Raw genomic sequence first — 20,207 nt, forward strand, 5'->3', positions numbered from 1 at the left:
CAGTAGCCGATACGCTCGGCGGCTTCGTGGACCCGGAGCGCGACCTCCGAGTCTGCCCGGATCTCTCCCCGGAATACCTCGCTCACCGTCGACGCCGCCACGCCCGCTGCCTCGGCCACCGCACGCTGGCTGGGTTGTGTCGCGAACCTCGACGGTGTGAATCGGCCCGCGGAGTAGTTGCCGGGGACGAATCTGCGGGCGAAGAACATCGGGTCGACCGCGTACAGCAGTGCGGTCGCAACCGGATAGCCCAGCCACAGTGCTGCAGCCAGGAGACGTTGTTCTTCCTCCGTATACGCAGGTTCGTCCTGGTCGAGGAGCATGGCTGTCCCCCGGTCCACTCCGGCCAGCCGGGCCACGTCCGACCGCGACGGCGTCGCGCTTGCCTCCGACTCGCCGAGTTCGAGGAACAGTTCTGCCAGCTCGACAAATCGGACGAGGTTCGGTTCTGTCGCCATTTCGCCGGCCAGTCGCAGCTCGGTCAGCGGATCTTCCGCGGACGGTATCGCGATCCGATCGTCCTCCCGCAGCGTGAGCAGGCTCTGTAGTCGAGCCATGACGGCCTCGGCCGGGCCCTGCTCCACGCATCGGCCGATCCACCGCATCAACGCTGTCGGATTCCCGTCGGCAAGAAGTCGCTGCCAGCCGCGCCCGTCGAGGAGTTCGAGTGCGGCCTGCGCGGTGCGGACCGCGGTCCGCAGTGAGTCCTGTTGTAGGGCATCCGGGTCGATTCCCAGGATTTCGGACAGCCGGGTGCGCAGGATCTGCACCTGCAGTACATCGAGCGGCCGATCGGGACGGACTGGGTCGGCGTTGTCGGTGACCGATTCGTCCGGCGCAGCGGTGCCCGCGGCAGGCTGTGATTCGAGCGCCCGGGTGGCGTCCCACCACCAGTAGCCGAGTTGGGCGGCGGCAGCGTGGACCTTGCGTCCCCGCGCGCTGTCCGCCGGAATCCGTCCGTTGAGAACCCGGGTGACAGCCGCCCGATCGACACCGGACAGCTCACTGATCTGTGCCTGCGTCGGCTGAGGTGTGAAACGTGCCGAAACGTTTCCGCCTGCCCGGTATGTCGGGGGCGTGAACCGCTGTGCGACGAACTCGGGGTCGATGGCATCCCGCAGCGCGGCCGGAAGCGGCACATCCAGCCACTGGGCGGCAACAAGGACTCGCTGTTCCTCTTCCGTATGGGTGGGTTCCTCACGAGCCAGAACCTTGTTCACGGTTCGGCGGTTCACACCGGCGAGCCGTGCAATATCCTGGTGCGTCAACTGCTGATCCAGCTCCCACCCCGCGAGATCCAGAAAACGATCGGCGAGCTCGGTCAGCCGCACGGTGTCCGGTTCGGCAGCTGCCATTGCCCGTCTACGCAACCCCGCCAGGACCGTCGCACGATCCACAGCGCTCGGCTCCAGACCGAGTATCCTGGCCAGTTCGACACGTAGGGTATGGATCTGGACGAAGTCCGCCGTGTGGGCGCGTGCGTGCCAGAACCCGAGCCGGTCTGCCGCTTCGAGAACCCTTCGTCCGCGATCGGAGTCCGCATCGATCTCGCCCGCGAAGACTGCGCTGACCGTCTTGGTGTCGACCCCGGCCATGCGAGCCACCCGCGCGGTAGAGGGTTGCACCGCAAAGCTTCCGGGAATGAAATCGCGACCGTCGAACCGCGGTGGTTTGCACCGCGTCTGGACGAATTCGGGGTCAATGGCTTTGCGGTAGTCCGCCGGTATCGGGTATCCGAGCCACTGTGCCGAGATGAGCACACGTTGCTCTTCCTCGGTATGGGCCGGTTTGCCGCGGCGTGCATAGCTGCCGAACACATTCGAGACCGTGGCTTCGTCGACGCCGGCCAATCGCGCGACATCGACAGCCCGTGGCCGCCGGTGGGCCTGCGACACGTCGAGGCCGAGGAACAGCTCCGTCAGCGACAACAGGCCCCGGAGTGCCGTTTCGCCGGTGGCTTCCGCGATCACCCGCAGTACCGACAGCGGATCGCCGGCCTCGAACGGTTGCGTCGCACCCCATCCGGCGGGCTCCAGCAGCTGAGACAGCTCGTGCTCCAGGGCATCGCTCGCAACGTCGGGGTTATGCGCCATTCGGCGATGGATCCACGCCATGACATCGCCGAACTGCCCTGTTCGTGCGATTCGGCGCCAGCCCTCGCGGTCCAGAGCGCGCAAGCTTCGTTGCACGACCTCGAGGCGCTCACGGAGTGCGTTTTGCTCCATCGACTTCGGGTCGACGCCCCAGCCGTCGGACAGGACGGAACGCAGGGTGGCAATGCCTTCGATGCCGAGGTCGGCTCGGAAATCTCTGGCCGACGGAGCCGGATCGACGGATGGCGTCCCGAGCGGATCGTGGTCGGTAGCCGTGCCTGCACCCGTGAGGCGGGATAGCAGAAAGACGTGGTGTGCCGGGCGACTGTCCTCGTCCCAGAACTGGAGCAGTCGCTCGCTGTCGGTGGTACCGAAGAACAGGTCGAGCGCCGCGACCAGCGCGGACAGGTCCGACACGGTGGACAACTCGGCCAATCGGCGGAGCTCGCTGGTGGAGTGTCCCGTCCCGCTGTCCGAAACCGCCTGCAAATGCGAAATACTCAGCAGCTGCCGCAGCTCGGCGTCCAGGCGTTCACCCGTGCTGAAAAGCTGATCCCGGAGGTCCGTCGGCACTGAACCGTCGTTTATGGTTCGAGCTGTCGCGGCTTGAATATCGTTGTCCAGCTGGACGCGCTGCCCGATCCAGAGCCCGAGACGGGAGGCAGCTCCCGAACGAACAGCTGTCGCGAGCGCGTCCGGACTCATCGCCCGTAGCTGTGCCTGGACGATATCGAGCGCCTGGCGCACTGATCCGATACGGATCACGCTGGGATCGACGGCAAGCAGTGTGGCGAGGTTCGCCCGGGCATCATCATAGGTGACTCGCAGCTCCTCCATAATCGCAGGAGTTTCCGAAACCCACCCGGCCGGGCTCGGACCGAGCCGCGCGGCGATCGCGTCGCGGGTATTCGCCGCCGAGGTGGCCGCGCGGTGACGCGTGTCATCACGGTTCAGTTCGACCAGCAGCCGCGATGTGGCTTTGATCAGTACCTGTGCCGTCTCCCGGTGGGAGCGCAGGCTCAAAATCTGTGTCATCTCGGTCGGGCGGGCGCCTCCGAAGAACGCCTTTTCACAGTAGATACGCTCCTGGTGCGGAAGCGCCGCGATTGCCCGGATCAACGCCCCGAGGTCGCCGTTCATCGCAGCGGCTACTTGGTCCGGCACTCGCCCGCGGACGGCCTCCAAGAGCTCTGTGTACCGTAGCGAACCCGGAAGCGGGAGTTCATAGCCGACGTCGAATATCGGGCCGCGGGCGAGATATTCGGTCAACTGGCGCGGTACGTGCTGCCGCAGCACGCCGCGGACATTCCCCATCGACTCCCAGACCTCAGGGAGTGCCAGACCCTTCAGGTAGGCAAGCTCGGCATATTGCCGGGAGGCCTCGGGCAGCCCAGCGACCGCCTCGAGTAGTGCAGTCAGATCGCCATCCGCGGCCGACCACACCTCGGCGGGAAGGCGCCACTGCACCGCTCGGGACAACCGGGTGTACTCATCGGATCCGGCAGGCGGAAGCCTATCGGCATCGGGGTGTAGCTCGATCGGGTCTGCCATCCGGGTTGCCAGCATTCGGGGGACGTCGCGGCGCAGCGCCCGAACGGCGACCCGGTCGACCTCGAGTTCGGTCGCAACCCGCCCGAAAGGGAGGTTGTTCAGGTAGAACAGCTGCGCGAAGTGTCGCTGCTGCTCGGTCGGGAGTTGAGCGATCGCGTAGAGCAGCGCCTCGAGATCGCCGGTCATCACCTCTCTCAGTTCCGGGGGCATCTGCTGCTGTACTGCTTCGCGCAGTTGCGCGTACTGAGCCGAATCCGGCGACGGCAGGCCATCGAGCCCGAGCCATTCGTAGGCGATTTCGTCGACCAGGTCGGCGACGGTGAAGTCTTCGTCATCCGCGAGGTCGTTCGGCTCGTAGTCATGGCCGAACTCCGGACCGTCGTGGGGGCGGCTGCCTACCAGCCGGTATTCGTCACGGCGCGGATTGTTCGATACATCCCCAGCGGCACCCGATCGAACCGGTATCGCCTCTGCCGGGCCCGGTCGTCCAACGGGTATCGCATTGGTTTCATCCTGCATGGCCGACGGAACGTCGACTTGCTGGTTTTGTGGCGGAGTCTCGGCGTCGGAGACTTCTGTGCCGGAGCGGGGGACGGGGTTGCCGTCCCGGTCGAATTCGATGGTTTCGAACCGCCGCTTGTCCGGGGGAATCTTGAAGAATACTTCCTGTTCGCGGCGCCATTCATCGAATCCGACGGCCTTGTTCAGCAACGTGCGGCGGTTGCGTAGATCGCGTGGACCGTAGTCGTTGTCGGTGTTGCGGTCGCGTGATGCGGCCAGGTCGACGACGACCAGGTTGGGTTTGTCGACCGAGGTGCTGTCGTTGACCAGCAGCACCATATGGTCGTCGGCCTCGGTGCTGGTGCCGTTGGCTCGGGTGTCTTTCCATTTGTAGACCAGGACGGTGATTCCACCGGGCCGTGTTTTCAGCGATTCGGCGACCTGGTCCAGCGATCCGGCCTGCTGCAGTTCGGCGCCGAATATGTCGCGCACATCGTCGTGGCCGTATCCTTTGGTCCTGGTCCGAGGCACCTGGAAGCGGTCGGCGTTGTCGGGACACAACACTCGCATTCCGGTCACGGCATTGTTGACACAACTGTTGGGACTGCGCCGATGGAACTGCACAACCAAATCGAACAGCGCCGAAAGTGCCAAATAGCGTGACGCGGCAGCAACGATATCGTCGGCTGTCCCGTGATCGACGTCGCTGTCCTGCGTGTCGGACTTCTGAGCAGCGGCATCCCGGGATGTCGCATCCTGGAGGCCGTCACCCGCTGGCTCGGAATGTGCGGTAGCCGCGGCAGTATCGGCGCGCGCAGCCGATTCTGCGGTGTTCGCGGCGGGCAGGTGATCGCCTACCGCTTCACCGAGGATGTCGCGGGCGATACCGGGATTGATGCCGGCGGCGGGATAACCCAGCGCTGCGGCGAGCGCGTCCCTCGCCTCGGTGACTTCGGGATCGAGCATGCGCATACCTTCGGCGCCGTCGATATCCGAGAGCTGTTTACCGAGTTGTTCGGCGAGCTCCCCCCTTAACCGGCCTATATGGATCAATGCGTCTTCGTTGCCGAGAGTTTCTCTGTCCCGCGCCGCCGCGGGAGCGGTCTCGTCGACATGTTGTTTCAGTGCCTCGGCCGCTGCCGGCGCGATACCGGCCTGGTGCAGCAACTCGCGCATCGGGTCGTCGACACCGGCGCGTTCGAGTGCGGTGATCTGATTCGCGACCTCGGGAGCCGGGATACCCAGCAGCCCGGCCAGGCGCGCGGCCCGGTCTGCCGGCCCGTCAGGGCGGGTGAAATCGCGGTCGTTGTCGTACTGCCCGGTGTCGGCCTCGGCGAGGGTGACCAAGCGCATGTTGGGGTCGGTGTAGTGGACGTGGTGCCGGACGAAATCCGCGGTGGAGTGCCGCAGCGCCCGCTGCTGTAGTTCGGGCACCAGCTCGCGGACGGATTGGCGTGCCTCGACCAGCGCGTCGTGGGTCCGGAAGGTGGGATCGGCGGCGTGCGCGGACGCCGTCTGTTCGTAGTGGATAACCGCCTCACGGACCTCGCGCAGGTGCATGGCATTGCGAATCAGCGCGTCCTGGGGCGACATCACCACCTGCGCGCTGCCGAGCTGACCGTTACGTGCCGTGCGATTCTTGGCCTGCTCGTGGATGTAGGATTGCTCCGGCGCCTCGGTCATCCAGACATGCATGCCGCCGATGGCCTTCACCGCATCCGACACCGAGATGTCGACGCCGCGCTGACCCTGCTTGTTGATCACCAGGATGTTGCCCTGCTCGCCGGCCTCGTCGAAAACTCTCTGCAGCTGGGCTTCCCAGTCCGCACCCCAGCCGACGATCCGCTTGGCGTCGACCGCTTCGATCGCCTCGCGCGGCACCCCCGCGCGCACCAGCGCCTCCACCTGCCGGGCGACCAGGTCGTTGCGGTGACACAGGATCTCCTGGAACCGTCCCGCACCCCCGTTCCGCATCTCGTTCGCGTATTCGGCGATCGTGCTCAGCTTGACATGGGTGCTGTCGGCCACATCGGGCTGGCCTTCCACCAGCCGATGCGTCTGTGACCGTCCGACCTCGTGCGCCGGTTCCAGACCGTAGATCTTCTTCAGCACCGGGTTCAGGTCGGTGAGCGTGCCGGACGCACCGGTTACCTCATCGAAGAAGGATCCCTCTCCGACACGGTAGATTTCGACCGAATCGAGGCGTTTGGCGGATTCCGCATCCGCGCGCACCACGATCTGATGGTCCCCGGCCTTCTCCCCTCGGGCCTCGGCCGCGCGGATCTCCTTCGCCTCGATGGCCTGCGCGAGGCTCGCCTTACCCGGCTCCGCGCTCCACCGGGATTCGCTCGAGGTCTTCGGGTTCCGTTGCAACCCGTGCTCGGCCTGATCGATGATGACGATCTTGCCCGCGTCCATTTCGTAGTGGACACCTGCCCGGACGAGAAATTCGGCGTGGGCGGCGGTCTCGAGCCGAGAGGCGCCCATTCCCTCCAGCCAGTTCTGGCCGTTCGGCAGCGCCTCGACCTTTGCCCGCCCCCCGGCAGTGAGCTCGGGCTGACCGTCGTACCAGTACATGATCTCCGGTGTGCCGTCGGCCTGCACGCCGATTTCCTCGGCGATTCGCCGGAGGCCGAAATCTTCGTGCGACAGCGACCCGTCCGCCAGCGCCTCGGTGAGGAATTTGTGCGCGCCGAACACCTGCCGGGCCGTTTCCTCCGGAGCCTTCTGCTCGGGACCTTCGGACAGCAGGAACTGCCGCTCACCGCGGTCGATGATGCCGTCCATCTCGTCGATCAGCACATGCCGCGGTGGCTCTTTACCGGCATTGCACAAATGGCCGACGGTTTCGCCGGTCGCGACCACGATCGTCGGCCGGCCTTCCTTGAACGGCCCGAAGCCGTTCTCCTGATCGGCGCGGAACACGTCGATCCCGAAGTCGGTCATCAACTTCTGATGCCCGGAGTCGCTCAACAACTTCTCATACGTGACGACTTCGCGATTGGCCAGCCCATCGGTCGTTGTCACGAGCAGAACCGAGCCGTGGTGCACCGCGCGTTGTATGGCGGTCGCCATGAATACCAGCGATTTGCCCTCGCCGGGTTTCATCTCCACCGGGCGCGATTTCATCGCGTAGACAGCTTCCGCCTGCTCGACCCGCAACACCATGCCGCCCGGCACCGCGTCACTGACCGTGCCGCGCCGGATGAGCTCCACTGTCGCGAGCATCGACTGGTGCTCATCGCCGCCGTGCAGTCCGGCCTTCAGTACGTCGTCCGGAAGGTTGGACAGACGCTGACTTTCCGGTACATGCTCGGCGGAGGCCTGGTGGAAGTCGATCAGCAGATCGACCGCCCGGTCGCGGTCACTGCGTGGCAGACCGGCGGCTTCGGCGAGACTGTCATGATCGGTGGCCGCAACATTCTGTTCGTCGCGCACGGATGCCGAATGTTCGTCCGCAGCATGGGTGTCAGTGCCGTCCGTCTCGGGCCGGGCCGAGCTCTCAGGTCTTTCCTGGCCGGACTGCTCGGCGGTCGAATCCCGCTGCGCGGTCGCAGGCTCGTCGCCAACCGGCGGCCCATGTTCGGCGCGGGCATCCGGCGATCCCGCATCGCCCTCGGCGACCGGATGGGGGCGCGCCGATGCCTCGTTGCCGGCACCGTCGGCGACCGCGGCGTGTGCTGCGGCCGGAGCACCGGCCTTTTCGGGAACCCCGTCGGCCGGACGCGCGTCCGTCGGGATCTTCGGCGGCGGCGCGGTTTCGCCTGCCGCCTCGACCGAGCGCGGCGCGGACGCTCGGCCGGCAGCGCCCTGCTTGTCCGCCGGTGGCCGCTCGACCGTTGTGGTCGCTTCCGAACGCGGCCGAGCCGCGGCGGCGTCGGACGAGGCAGCGGCCTGCGACCCCGACGATCGACCACCCGCTCCCTCCGACGCTCTACCGGCGGCTCCCTCGGGCGCTCTACCGGCGGCTCCCTCGGGCGCTCGACCACCGGTCGCGGTGGGTGTTCCACCACCCGCGCCGTCGGCCGAAGCCGATGGCTGTTGCCCACTCCGTGATTGTGATTGCGCGGCCGCTGCGTTCCCCGCGACCTCGGCGGGAGCACCGCCACGCTCACCAGCGGTATTCGCGGTCTCCGCAGCCGGTTTCCAGGTCTGCCTTGCGGCCTCCCACGCCCGTTTCGATTCCACCGATATCTCGATCGGTTGCCGAGGCGCCGCGGTATTCGCGTCGTGCCCCGCCGAGATCGCATCGGGCGGCGTGAATGGTGCGCCACCGTCGATCGCCGGCGGACGGGCGCTCTGGGCATATACGCCTCCCGAGAAAGCACCGTTGAGCAGTGGCCCCAGCACCTCCGTGTAATGCTGCGGCCAACCAGCGACCAAGGCCGCCGCACCCAGGCCCGAGATCGCCCCCGCTGTACCATGCACCAAGCCCATGGCCAGACGACTGGTCCCGATTTGGGGGAACACCATCGGAGCGAACCGGCCCGCGAGCATGCCGCCGACCGCTCCGCCCGCGCCGGACACGGCGGCCACCTCGATCGACTTCAGATCGATGCCCGTGGGGTTGGAACCATCCTCCCCGATGATCTCGAGCGCTCTGTCCCCGGTGGCGACCTGTAGCGCCTGCACGCCCACTTCGACACCGACGGGCAGCGCGACCGCCGTGCCCATCCACTTGGCGAACTGCGCCGGCCCCATACCGCTCAGCTGGGCGGCCGCCTTGGCGCCACCCGCCTGAATGGCCCGCTGTAGGTTCGCGCGCATCACGGCGACCTCGGCGCGCCCCTGGACCAGCGTGGATTCGACCGTCGGCGCGGCCGCCACCTGGCCGGCCGGGCCCGACGCCGTGGCGGCGGCCAGCAAACCGTAGATCTTCCACGCCAGGTGGATGCCGAACGTGAACATCACGCACAGCCATTTCTCCGCGTCGTTGGCCGCCGCCTGTCCCTGATCGGCCAGGGCGTTCACATCCTTGCCGAGCTGAGCCGCGCCCTGTCGATAGGAACTCAACGCCTCACGCAACTGCTCGGCCGTCTCGCCTACCGAATCCTCCCGCGCCAAAAGGCTGTCGATATCGGCTGAATGGCCCTCTAGTTCCAGACTGCGGGCACGCAGCTCGGCCACCATCCGGCGCATCCCGGAAATGTCGGCGCCGGGAAGCTCCCCACCGAACACCACCATCTCGATCGGAGTACGCAGGAATCCGGGCAGACATTCGAAGGCGTTGCGTAGCTGCACGACCGGGCTGAACAGCGAACCGTCCATCGCCTCGCCCTACCCCGGTCGGATTGCCGCGGCGACCAGCACCGCATGCAGCAGTCGTGCCTGAATACCGGCCTTCTCGCCGTGCTGGACCACCTCGGCGAACGCGACGCCGAGCGCCTCGTCCACATCGAATCCGCCTCGTTCCGTGGCATTCCCGGTCAACTCGGCACGCCACTCCCGGTAGCCGCGCACCATTTCGGACAGCGCAGGGCGCGGGCGCGGCTGGGTGTCCAGGTACTCCGAGATCAGGACGCGTTGTGCCCGCCGGTGTGCGACACCGCCACCGGCAGCGTCGAAAGCCCGGCCGAATGCCCGCAAGGTGGCTGTGTAGATATCCGGCTGTGTCGTCTCCCCCGTTTCCTCGGTATCGGCGGTGGGGTCCTGCGGGTGTCCGGATGGCCGGGATGATCGGGCAGGTGGCTGCGGCTGTTGTGCGGCGCGCCGGTCGAGGGTTATCGACCGGGCACCGCCTTCGCTGTCCGTCGGCGCCCCGGCCCACCGCACCGTGCCGAGCTCGTCCTCGAGCTCGGCGACCGCAACGGTCTCCAGCACGATCATCGGGTAGTCGGTGAGGACCCGGTCCACCGCGGTCACGAACTCCTGTACCGGCGCGAGCTGAAGATCGGGGGCATCGAAACCCGTCACCTCGACGCCGTGCCGCTCGGCCAATGCGCGTGCCAGCCGTTCGATTGCCGGATCGGCCGGCGACCGCTCGCGGCCGCCGCGCCGATCACGGTCGCGGCCATTGTCGCCGGCCGGTGAGTTCGGTCGTGGTGGGGGACCTTGCTGCGGAGCCTGCCCGGTGTTCGCGGGCCTTCCAGCGTTTCCAGGGGAACCCGGCGTTCCGGGTTGGCCGGGCGTGCGGGGCGGCGTCTCGGTCCCCGGGGCTGCGGCCCGTCCCGCGGGCCCTGCCACGGGGCTGCCGGACGGTCTTCCCGACGTCTGAGGCGTATTACGCGATGGGGCTGCTACCGGCGGGGGTGAGACCGCGGAGGACGGTGGCGGCACCGCCGGTCCGGAACGCCGGCCGGGGCCGGGGGTGCCGGTCGCCTCGTTGCTCACCGGACCGGATTCGGGGCGGGAACGACTCCACGGCGACTCGGACCGTGGTCCGTTGTCCGCAGCGGCACGCCCCGGGGATCCGTCCGGTGCCGGTGCGCTACCGGGCCGGTTGTGCCCACCGGCCGGGAGTTGGTCGGTGCTCCGTGGCCCGCCGACGGGAGAGACCGGCGAATTCTGCTCCGGCGTCACCACGGCCTGATCGGATGGGTTCGGCCAGGGTCCCTCGGCCGGCGATTGTGGGCCGACCGTACCCGCCGGGGGCGACTCGGCGATGCCGGCCGGTCCCGGACCCGGATCCTGGGCGGCCCCGGCCACGCGCGCGGCGCTGTCTATGTCCTGTGCGCCGAAGTCGTTGGCGGCGCTGATGATTCCGGCCGCGTTACTGCGCATTCCTTCCGCCATGGCCTGCACGGTCGAAACCACTTGTTCGGCGCGCGGCGTGAACTGCTCGGCGAAGGTGCGCCCCATATAGTCGTCGCCGAAGCTGCCTTCCGCCTGCTGCAAGCAGTACCGCAGCCCGGCGTGTGTTTGCTGCACCCGATCAGCGATATCGGCCAGCCGCGCGCCACGCTCGCGCAGGTCATCCAAGTCCAGTCGTAGTTCGCCGCTCATCTCCCACCTCGGGCAGATGACATCGGTCCGCCGGTCCGCAGCCGGAACCGGTGCTCGAAATCGGTGATGAACGCCGACAGCGGTACCGACGAGCTCGACCGCTCCACGGCACCATCGTCTGCGACATAGAAGACCGCCCGGTCGAGCGCGATCTCTCCATCCGGCACCGGTGATCGCACCATCCAGCCCACGCTGATCCGCTCGGCCCGCAAGGTCGAGAGCGGGAATCCGGTCGTGTCGTAACCCCGGCTGCGGATGTGATCACGAACCAGGTTGAGTGCCTCCGCCTGCTGAATCCCCACGATGTCACCGGCGACCAGATCGGCGAGCACGAACTGGAACAGGGCGCCGTCGATATCGACCTCGGCGTCCTCGCCCACAACCTGCACGATCGCCGCACGGGTCACCGCCGCGGCCTGCGCAGCCGACACCAGCACTTCGGCGGCATCCGGCGACGGGCGATCCAGTACGCCTGCCACTACTTTCGCCACCGCATCGGCCGTCCACACGGCGGGCAACGCAGGTGCGCATTCCGCCATCGGAGCGGATTCGCCGCGGTACCACTGTCCCTGATCCCACCAGTAACAAAACGACAGCATGCCGGTCATCACGCGGGGGTTGAGCACCGGGTCGGTCACCCAATCCGGCGCTCCGGAAAACAATTTCGGCATCGCGCCGTGCCCGTTGTAGGCGGCTTCCAGAACCGGCGCGTCCCAGACACCGCCCGACAGCACCGCCCGGTCACCGGGCAGCAGTGTCAACGTCGAACCGCTGCGTCCCGAACTTTCGAAGATGCCGACCGATGGGCCGATCCGCGGGCCTCGTTCCGATCCGGCCGCCACGAAGGCCGCGGCCAGCACCGCCCACCGGGCCCACACCACCGCCAGATCCGGCAACTCGCCGATCACCGGGGTTGCCTGCACGCCCGCACTCCGATCAGCGCGCACGCCGTCCGCGGCCGCGCGCGGTGACCTCGATTGGGGTTCACCGCGTCCGAGGTAGGCGGCCAGCCACACGGGGAGCCTGCTACGGGGATACCGTTCCAGATCCGCCAGATACGCCTGCGGCGCGAACAATTGCTCACCGGGAAACGGCTCCGCGCCCCGATCGGCGACGACCTCGGCCCCCTGGGTATCGACGTGCACCACCAGCCGCCACCACGGCCCGTCCTCGTCGGCGGCAAACAGGTCCCGATGCCGGCGCACCAACTCCCACGCCGCATCCGACACCTGACACCTGACCGGGTGGTCGCCGTCATCGGCGAGGAACAGCGCCGATTCGGCGACAACGGTCATCGCGAACGCGGCCTCCAACCTGCGGCACCCGTCCGGCGCGAGCTCACGCAGCTCAGCGACGATCTGATCGGCCAGCTCCGCGAGTTCCGGACTCCCGGACCTGATCACAGCACACTCCCACCTCAGCGGATCTCTGCCCTGCAAGCCGGTATGCGAACCTCGACCCGGAGAGCGTTGTTCGGCCGTCAGGATCACACTCGGGTGGTAGATTCCCGCAACCCGGGCGCGAGCGCAACCGACCTCTCTTGCCAGCCATGGCAAGGGCGCCGATGTGCAACTTATCGCCGAACCGCTTACACCCCCTGAACGGCAAGAGATACGTATCCAGCCCGACCAATAGCCGTCCGGAATGGTCGGGCGCTACCGCGTGGGTCCTCACGGCATGACACCGGCCGCCCGTGTCGACTCGGTATCGGTCGCCACGTTGTGGGCATACAGCGCGCGGTATGCGTAGTAGTAGACGAACCATTGTGCGCCCCAAGTGGCGAGTGCGGCTGTGTAGAAGATCGTGCGGTTCTCGTCGTCGAAGGAGAATGGGAAAAAGTCGTAGGTGATGGCGATGGTGGACGCCGCTGCGGTGACCGCGCCTGCCCGGATGGCCGGCAGGGAACTGAAGGACCCGGCCAAATTCGCGCAGATCCTCGCCGATCGGTTGACGCATACGCTCTGACCGGGCCGGAGGCCGCGGCACGCCCCGCGGCCTCCTCCGGGCTCCGTCAGTGACGATCGCAGAACGCCTGAATCTCGATGGGGCCAATGGGATGCGGTGGCCTCGAGCACCGGCAACGATTGCGCTCCGCCGGGGCGGCCCGGCGGAGCTGACCGGCGCAGAATCCGAACTCCCTCGGACGCGAAAGATTTCGCCAGGACGCTCATCTGCGGTTTGTAACCCGTCAAAGGGTAAAGGCGATGGATCATCCGGAATACGCGAACCGTGTTCTGGATAGGAGATCGATCATGTCGACTACCATTGCGGCGCACCGTGGATTGCGCTACACCTCGCTTCGGATCGCGCTGCTCGGCGCGCTGTTCGCTGCCCCCGCCCTGGCAGTGGCACCGGCATCGGCGGAACCAGGGATCGGTTCGATCACGACGCACCTCGCCCCCGTCTCCGATGACTATGACTCCTCCGGCTACGACCGGTGGGGGTATGACCGCCACGGCTACGACCGGTGGGGTTATGACCGCGATGGCTATGACCGATTCGGTCGCGATAACCGCGGTTACGACAAGGAAGGTTTCGACCGGTGGGGTTATGACCGCGATGGCTATGACCGCGCCGGCTTCGACACGTGGGGTTACGACGAGGACGGTTACGACGAGGACGGTTACGACCGGTGGGACTACACGCGCGACGGATGCCGTATCGACGGCAACGATCAGAAGTGGGCAATCCGCCGGATCTGCGATGCCTGGCGGGCACGCGTGGCGGCTGCCGGCCCCGGCGCCGACCGAACCGGCCTCCTGTAGTAGCCGCACCTGGAAGGCGAAAGCCCGCCGCCCGGCTTACCGGCCGGGACGGGCGCTGCCCCGGGGAGGATCCCCGAACTCACCGAACGCGTATACGGCATCACGGCTTCGGCCGACGGGAAACTGAAGGGTCCGGCGAGGTGTCCGCTATCGGAATCGTCTGTGTGACAGTCGGTTCCGCTCCGATTCGGGCTGTAGACGGCCGACCCTCGACTGGTTGGACCTGCTGCTTGTATAGGAAATCCGCAGAGCGGACCACCGCGATATAGCGCGACAGACCCCAAAGAGTGCGACAGAATCACGACCACAGCTCAGTCCGAGTCCGACCAGCCAAGCCGCTGGCCTCGCGGTGACGGCAGAGGGATGTCCGAGCAGACACATTCGACGCGCGTAGCGATACTTCAGCCTTGCCACGTACATCAGCGGGCGGCAACTGTCATGTACACCGAGCACAGCCAGCCCACTCCGGCACGAATAGCCATTCAGTGATCGGAAACACAATCTGTATATTTTGCTAGCCTGACCAGGCCCTCTACGCCAATACACCCCATTTTCCACTCCGAACGAGGAGCGGCTTGCCTGCCGGACGGGATGACCTCAGTGTCGAATCCATGAGTAGCGCGATTGCAGCTGGCCTGCTGTCCTTCCTGGTTGGTGTCCCCGCCTCCGTCGCGGTATTGGTGGCTACCGTCGGAGCTGTGTTCCATCGCGACCGCGAGCATCGAAAAACCGCAGTGGCAGTTCTTCGAATCCTTCTGCGACGGAGCCGTTGATGGAATCGGGGGTTCCTCGCGGAATGGGCCTCACCACAAAACTCCGGCGCCGCGAGCGGCTCCACTGGCTTCTGTCGGTTATCGCCGCGTGCGGTCAAATCGAGGTGCCACGACTAATACGCGGTTCAGCGCCCTCCGATGCGCCCGCCACCCTTCAGCGCTACGAACGTTACCTTGACGAACTAGTCCAGCTCGACCTGGTGTGGATACACCGAGAACGACGAGGAGTCCGCATCGCCAGCGCAACCACCCGGGGCCGCCGCGCGCTCGCACGAATCCAGGCCATCGAGTACCCGCCTCAACGCCCGCATGTCGGCTAGCTGCCGAGACGCTCGCCGGTGCATGACACACGACTCCGAACTCGCAGCTGGTTCACGAGTTCGAGATTGCGCCGAACCCACCTCTCTTACGGCAGCTCCTTCCCTTACCCGTTCCTGCTTCGGGACAACCGGATGCTGCAGTATCTGATCCACAAGGCCCAGTAGATGGAAACCGTGGAAGGACGACCGCCCTATCTCTGGCTGGCTGTACACGCCTGGTACGAAGGCGCACTACAGACACTGGCGGACCTACCCGACCTGCCACAATGACACCCGGTCCCGGACATACACCCGGATCAGGTCACACTACTTCACTAACAGGATGACGGCAGAACCATCGTCAACACCATTTCGGGACCAAGTCCGGGGATAAACGGGGGGTTGGTCAGAATAAAACAAGTCAGGCCCGGTACTAGACCGGGCCTGACTTGGGGTTTCAAGTGGAGCTAAGGGGACTCGAACCCCTGACCCCCACACTGCCAGTGTGGTGCGCTACCAGCTGCGCCATAGCCCCGGATGTCTGCCGCCGGTTCCCCGGCTGCCTGAACGAAGTTACACCACGGGGAGGCCGGGCACCAAATCGCCTGGATTCCGGGTGAACGTCGAGGTCACGGCGCCAGCCGCTGGACCCACTCGGGCTCGTTGACATCGATCTTGGTGGTGCCGTCGAACACACTCGGGGTGGCCGCGGCGCCGTCGAGTGCCGCGGACAGGTCGTCGAGGGTGGCGGCGGCCTGATCGGTCACCTGGCCGCGGCGGGCGCCGCCGGTGATGCAGTCGCGGGCGGGTTGGGTGGCGCCGGATTCGGTCGCGATGGTGAGCAGTTCCTCATCGGTGAGCTCGGAGCCCTCGTCGGGCTGACGGGTGGTGAACAGGGTGTCGTGAAATTCGGAGTAGGCGACGCCGGAACCGGTGTCGGCGACGCACTGGAGGGCGGCGATGGCCCGGGTCGAGTAGTCGCCGCTGGAGGATTTGGGGTCGAGGAAGTTCACGAAGCGGTAGTGGACGGCGAGCTTCCCCTCGTCCAGCTTCTGCGCGATTTCCTGGCCGTAGAGGGTTTCCAGGGTGCCGCAGGACGGGCACATGGGGTCTTCGTAGACCTCGATAGTCTTGGGGGCCTCGGGCCGGCCGAGCCGGACGCCGCCGTCGGCCTGCAGGGCGGCGGTGACCGCCTCGTTGCGCACCGTGCCGTAGCCGTCGTTGCGCACCTCGGCCTGCTGGTTGCCGCCCCAGCGGTAGGCGAACACGACGATCAGCGCGATGAGGACCAGGGCCAGCGCGCCGAGGGCGTAGGTGGTCCGGTTGGACATCGGCCGCGGGGTGTAGTCGGACGGCGAGTTGCTCACGCGACCACTCTGCCGTATCCGGGCGAACCGGTCACGCGCGAATCGTTCCGGCCCGGGTCAGGTGCGGTTTCCCGAGCCGCTCTCGGCGGTCGCGGGACCGGGACCGGCGCTATCGGTGTGGTCGTCGCCGGAGGTCTTCGCCACGGAGACGCCGGAGCGCTCGGCTGTAGGGCCGGGTTCCGGTGCGGCGGGAGCGCGATCCATCGGTTCGGGCACGATCAACCAGGCCAGCGCGGCCACGGCGAGCAGCGAACCGGTGACGGCCAGGCCGGCGCCGTAGGACAGCCGCTGGGCGATGGCGCCGACCACGATCGGGCCCAGAACCGTCCCCAGGTCCTGGGACATCTGGAAACCGGCGAGCATGGTGCCGCCGCGGGCGCGATTGCCGATGATATCGCCGACGGCGGCCTGCTGGGCGGGGGTGAGCAGGCCCGACCCGATACCGGCGACGAACGAGGTGACCAGCAGCCAGGTCAGATCCGGAGCCAGGCCCAGGCCTGTGGTGCCGACCGCGCACACGAGCGCACCGGAGATCAGCAGCGGGCGGCGGCCGTAGCGGTCGGACAGCCGCCCGGAGAAGAACAGCACGGTCGCGTTACCGGCCGCGAACACGGTGAGCGCGACACCCGCCATCCCGGACGGCTGACCCAGTACTTCGACCACCAGCAGCGGGACGAGCGCCATCCGGACACCGAACACCGCCGCACCGCTGGCGAAGTTGGAGAACAGTGCCGCCCGGTACTCGGGGCGCGCGAGCCCCTGCCGGAAACTGACGGTGGCCACATCGCGGCCGGTATCGGATTCGGTGAGGCGGGTATCGCGCAGGTTGAAGTAGACGACCGCGACGGCGAGCAGCAGCGCTACGGCGTAGATGAGGAACGGGGCACGCAGACCGAAGCCGGCCAGCGCGCCGCCGATCAGCGGCCCGGACAGACCGCCGATGAGGAAACAGGTCGACCACAGTCCGGTGACCCGTCCCCGTTCGGTGGGCGGGGAGAGCCGGATCACCAACGCCATCGACGAGACGGTGAACATGGTCGACCCGACCCCGCCCAACGAGCGCAGCACCATCAACTGCCAGTAGGTCTGGGCGAAGGCGCTCGCACCGGTGGAGATCGCCACGATGAGCAGGCCGACCAGGTAGATCCGCCGCTCCCCCAGCAACTGCACGAGCCGACCGCTGACCGGCGCGAACAGCAGCCGCATGGCGGCGAAGGCGCTCACGATGGCAGAGGCGGCCGCCACGCCCACACCGAAGCTGAGCGCGAACTGCGGCAGCACGGGGGAAACCAGGCCGAACCCCATCGCGATACAGAAGGCGGCGCCGATCAGGACCCATATCTCGCTGGGTAGCGGGGGTTTGCCCGAGGTGTTCACACGCCGGCGGGCCGGGAGCAGACGCCGGAGTCCCGGCGTTCGCGGCCCGGCCTGTCCACCCGTTCCGTGCGCACTCCCGGATCCGGGTCGATCATCTGCCAGGGCCTCACCACTCACCCAGGCAGTCAACGCCGGGGTGGACCCGACAATTCCCCGCGCCGGCGTGGGGTTCACCGGGCCGGTCCGGGGCGCACCGCCCGGAACGCGGCGGCGCGTGGGCGGTCCTCAGCCCTTGGTCGCTACCGGCCGTACGCCCCGGCTCTCCGTCCTATCCTGCCTACGCCCCGGCTCCGGCCTCCGCCCGACCGACCCGGTCCCGCCCGACCGGCCCGGCTCCCGGCTGTCATCCGTCGATGGGGCTTCGACCCGTAGGCCTCGGCCCGCCCGGGTTCCCGGCTGCTACCCGGCGGCCAGGACGCGCCCGACCATTTCCCGGGCCGCCTCCTGCACCTGCGCGAGGTGTTGGGCGCCGTGGAAGGACTCGGCGTAGATCTTGTACTTGTTCTCGGTGCCGGACGGCCGCGCGGCGAACCAGGCATTCTCGGTGCTCACCTTGAGTCCGCCCAGCGCGGCGCCGTTGCCGCGGGCTCGGGTGGCGATGTCGGTGATGGGTTCGCCTGCGATCTCGTCACCGGTCACCTGCTCAGGGCTGAGACCGGCGAGGAGTTTCTTCTGTTCCGGCTCGGCGGGAGCATCGATGCGGGCGTAGGCGGGACTACCGTAGCGGCGTTCGAGTTCGTGGTAGCGGGTCGAGGGGCTCTGCCCGGTGACCGCGGCGATCTCGGCGGCCAGTAGGGCCAGCAGGATGCCGTCTTTCTCGGTGGTCCACACGGTGCCGTCCATCCGGAGGAACGACGCGCCCGCGCTCTCCTCACCGCCGAAGGCGAGGCTTCCGCTGAACAGCCCCGGGACGAACCATTTGAACCCGACCGGCACTTCGTACACGTCGCGGCCCAGCACACTCACCACCCGGTCGATCATCGAGGAGGTGACCGCGGTTTTACCGATCTTGGTGAGTGCGTCCCAGCCCCGCCGGTTCGCCACCAGGTATTCGATGGCCACCGCGAGGAAGTGGTTGGGGTTCATCAGGCCGCCGTCGGGGGTGACGATGCCGTGCCGGTCGGCGTCGGCGTCGTTCCCGGTGGAGATGTCGTAATCGTCACGGATGGCCACCAGCGAGGCCATGGCGTGCGGAGAGGAGGGATCCATCCGGATCTGACCGTCGCTGTCGAGCGTCATGAACCGCCAGGTGGGGTCGACACTCGGATTCACCACTTCGAGGTCGAGGTCGTAGCGCTGCCCGATCTCCTCCCAATAATCGACGCTGGCGCCGCCCATGGGGTCGGCGCCGAGCCGGATCCCCGCGCCCCGGACGGCGTCGAGATTCAGTACCGCGGGCAGGTCGGCGATGTAGTGATCGAGGTAGTCGTAGCGCTGCACCGAGTCCATCGCCCGGGTGAGGGGAGCGCGTTTCACCCCGGCCAGGCCGCCGCGCAGCAGTTCGTTGGCGCGTTCGGCGATGCTGTCGGTGGCGCCGGTATCGGCCGGGCCGCCGTGCGGGGGGTTGTATTTGATGCCGCCGTCGCGCGGGGGGTTGTGGGACGGGGTCACCACGATGCCGTCGGCCTGGGCCCGGGCGCCGTCCCGGTTGTGACGCACCACCGCGTGACTCAGCGCGGGCGTGGGGGTGTAGCGGCCGCGGGAATCGACCACGGCGCCGATATCATTGCCGGCCAGCACTTCCAGGACTGTCGTCCACGCCGGTTCGGACAGCGCGTGGGTATCGCGGGCGAGATAGACCGGTCCGGTGATGCCCCGGGTCGCCCGGTATTCGACGACGGCTTGGGTGATGGCCAGGATATGTGCCTCGTTGAAGCTGCCGTCCAGACTCGAACCGCGATGCCCGGAGGTACCGAAGACCACCCGCTGAGTGGGTTCGCCCGGGTCCGGCACCCGGCTGTAATACGCGGTCACCAGCCCCGGAACATCCACCAGATCGCCGGGGCGGGCGGGCCGTCCGGCTCGATTGTGGGCCATGCTCGGGTCTCCCTTCGTGGTCGGCCGCACGCGGCTGGTCATCGTGATCACCGGAGCGGCCCCGCGGCCGCGAGAGATACCGCGACGAGACCGATCCCGCCGGCGCGCACAGTGCCGCCGAACCCGTGCGTGCGGACGCGACCGGCCCTCTCGTGGCCGGGGGCGCCCGCGGCGGCGAGCGCGCCACGGGATCCGGAACCCACACCTGCCGGTGCCGTCCGCATCATGTCCGCCTCGTCCCGGGCACCCTGTACCGCGGAGCACACAATGTTAACCGTCGACGCCCTCTGGGACAGAGGGGAATCGACGGCCGCGATACCGGTGCGGGCCGGTACGAACCGAACCGGCGTACCGGGTATCTCACCGGCGACCGATCTCCCCCCGATCATCGCGCGTATCCCGGGCGTACCACCCCGGCCGGTGATCCGGACCTTCCCGACACCATCATGACCCGACCCCTCTCGCTCGTACCGTACTGCGTTCAGCTCGTGCCGTACTGCGT

At 67.5% G+C, this 20,207-nt stretch carries 9 protein-coding genes and 1 tRNA gene (1 of these 10 cut by a window edge); 2 read left to right on the forward strand and 8 right to left on the reverse strand.

Annotation, left to right across the window (positions count from 1 at the left end; genetic code table 11):
- Positions 1-9,413: the beginning of an amidase family protein gene (locus NS4_RS19360; protein WP_063060937.1), read on the reverse strand. Its footprint begins 24,427 nt before the window's first position; only the first 9,413 of its 33,840 coding nucleotides appear in the window; its start codon is at positions 9,411-9,413; its stop codon lies beyond the left edge, outside the window.
- A 9-nt stretch (positions 9,414-9,422) separates the two neighbouring features.
- Positions 9,423-10,058, reverse strand: coding sequence for a hypothetical protein (locus NS4_RS19365; RefSeq protein WP_157106129.1), 636 nt, complete (start codon positions 10,056-10,058; stop codon positions 9,423-9,425).
- 840 nt (positions 10,059-10,898) lie between these two features.
- Between NS4_RS19365 and NS4_RS32980 the strand changes: the two genes are divergently transcribed.
- The gene (locus NS4_RS32980; RefSeq protein WP_218020372.1) at positions 10,899-11,075 is read left to right on the forward strand and encodes a hypothetical protein; all 177 of its coding nucleotides are present in this window, start codon (positions 10,899-10,901) and stop codon (positions 11,073-11,075) included.
- Positions 11,076-11,083: 8 nt separating this feature from the next.
- Here the strand turns inward: NS4_RS32980 and NS4_RS19375 are convergent, their stop codons facing one another.
- Both NS4_RS19375 and NS4_RS19380 read right to left on the reverse strand, forming a co-directional pair.
- Positions 11,084-12,490 carry a hypothetical protein gene (locus NS4_RS19375; RefSeq protein WP_157106130.1) on the reverse strand — a complete coding sequence of 469 codons (1,407 nt, stop codon included), beginning with the start codon at positions 12,488-12,490 and terminating at the stop codon, positions 11,084-11,086.
- A 267-nt stretch (positions 12,491-12,757) separates the two neighbouring features.
- Positions 12,758-13,009 carry a hypothetical protein gene (locus NS4_RS19380; protein WP_063060940.1) on the reverse strand — a complete coding sequence of 84 codons (252 nt, stop codon included), beginning with the start codon at positions 13,007-13,009 and terminating at the stop codon, positions 12,758-12,760.
- Positions 13,010-13,291: 282 nt separating this feature from the next.
- Between NS4_RS19380 and NS4_RS19385 the strand changes: the two genes are divergently transcribed.
- Positions 13,292-13,852 carry a hypothetical protein gene (locus NS4_RS19385; RefSeq protein WP_157106131.1) on the forward strand — a complete coding sequence of 187 codons (561 nt, stop codon included), beginning with the start codon at positions 13,292-13,294 and terminating at the stop codon, positions 13,850-13,852.
- A 1,534-nt stretch (positions 13,853-15,386) separates the two neighbouring features.
- On the opposite strand, the gene NS4_RS19390 is transcribed toward NS4_RS19385, so the two are convergent.
- The 4 genes from NS4_RS19390 to pgm form a co-directional block, all read right to left on the reverse strand.
- Positions 15,387-15,459, reverse strand: a tRNA-Ala gene (locus NS4_RS19390).
- A gap of 94 nt (positions 15,460-15,553) precedes the next feature.
- Complete coding sequence (locus NS4_RS19395) at positions 15,554-16,291, reverse strand: DsbA family protein (RefSeq protein ID WP_369690222.1); 738 nt, start codon at positions 16,289-16,291, stop codon at positions 15,554-15,556.
- Between the two features lie 57 nt (positions 16,292-16,348).
- A complete protein-coding gene (locus NS4_RS19400) occupies positions 16,349-17,596 on the reverse strand; it encodes an MFS transporter (protein ID WP_084487512.1) in 1,248 nt (415 codons plus the stop codon).
- A 471-nt stretch (positions 17,597-18,067) separates the two neighbouring features.
- The gene (gene pgm / locus NS4_RS19405; protein WP_063060984.1) at positions 18,068-19,705 is read right to left on the reverse strand and encodes a phosphoglucomutase (alpha-D-glucose-1,6-bisphosphate-dependent); all 1,638 of its coding nucleotides are present in this window, start codon (positions 19,703-19,705) and stop codon (positions 18,068-18,070) included.
- Between the last annotated feature and the right edge of the window lie 502 nt (positions 19,706-20,207).

The organism is Nocardia sienata NBRC 100364, assembly GCF_001613205.1.
In the GTDB taxonomy this organism is placed as follows: Bacteria; Actinomycetota; Actinomycetes; order Mycobacteriales; family Mycobacteriaceae; genus Nocardia; species Nocardia sienata.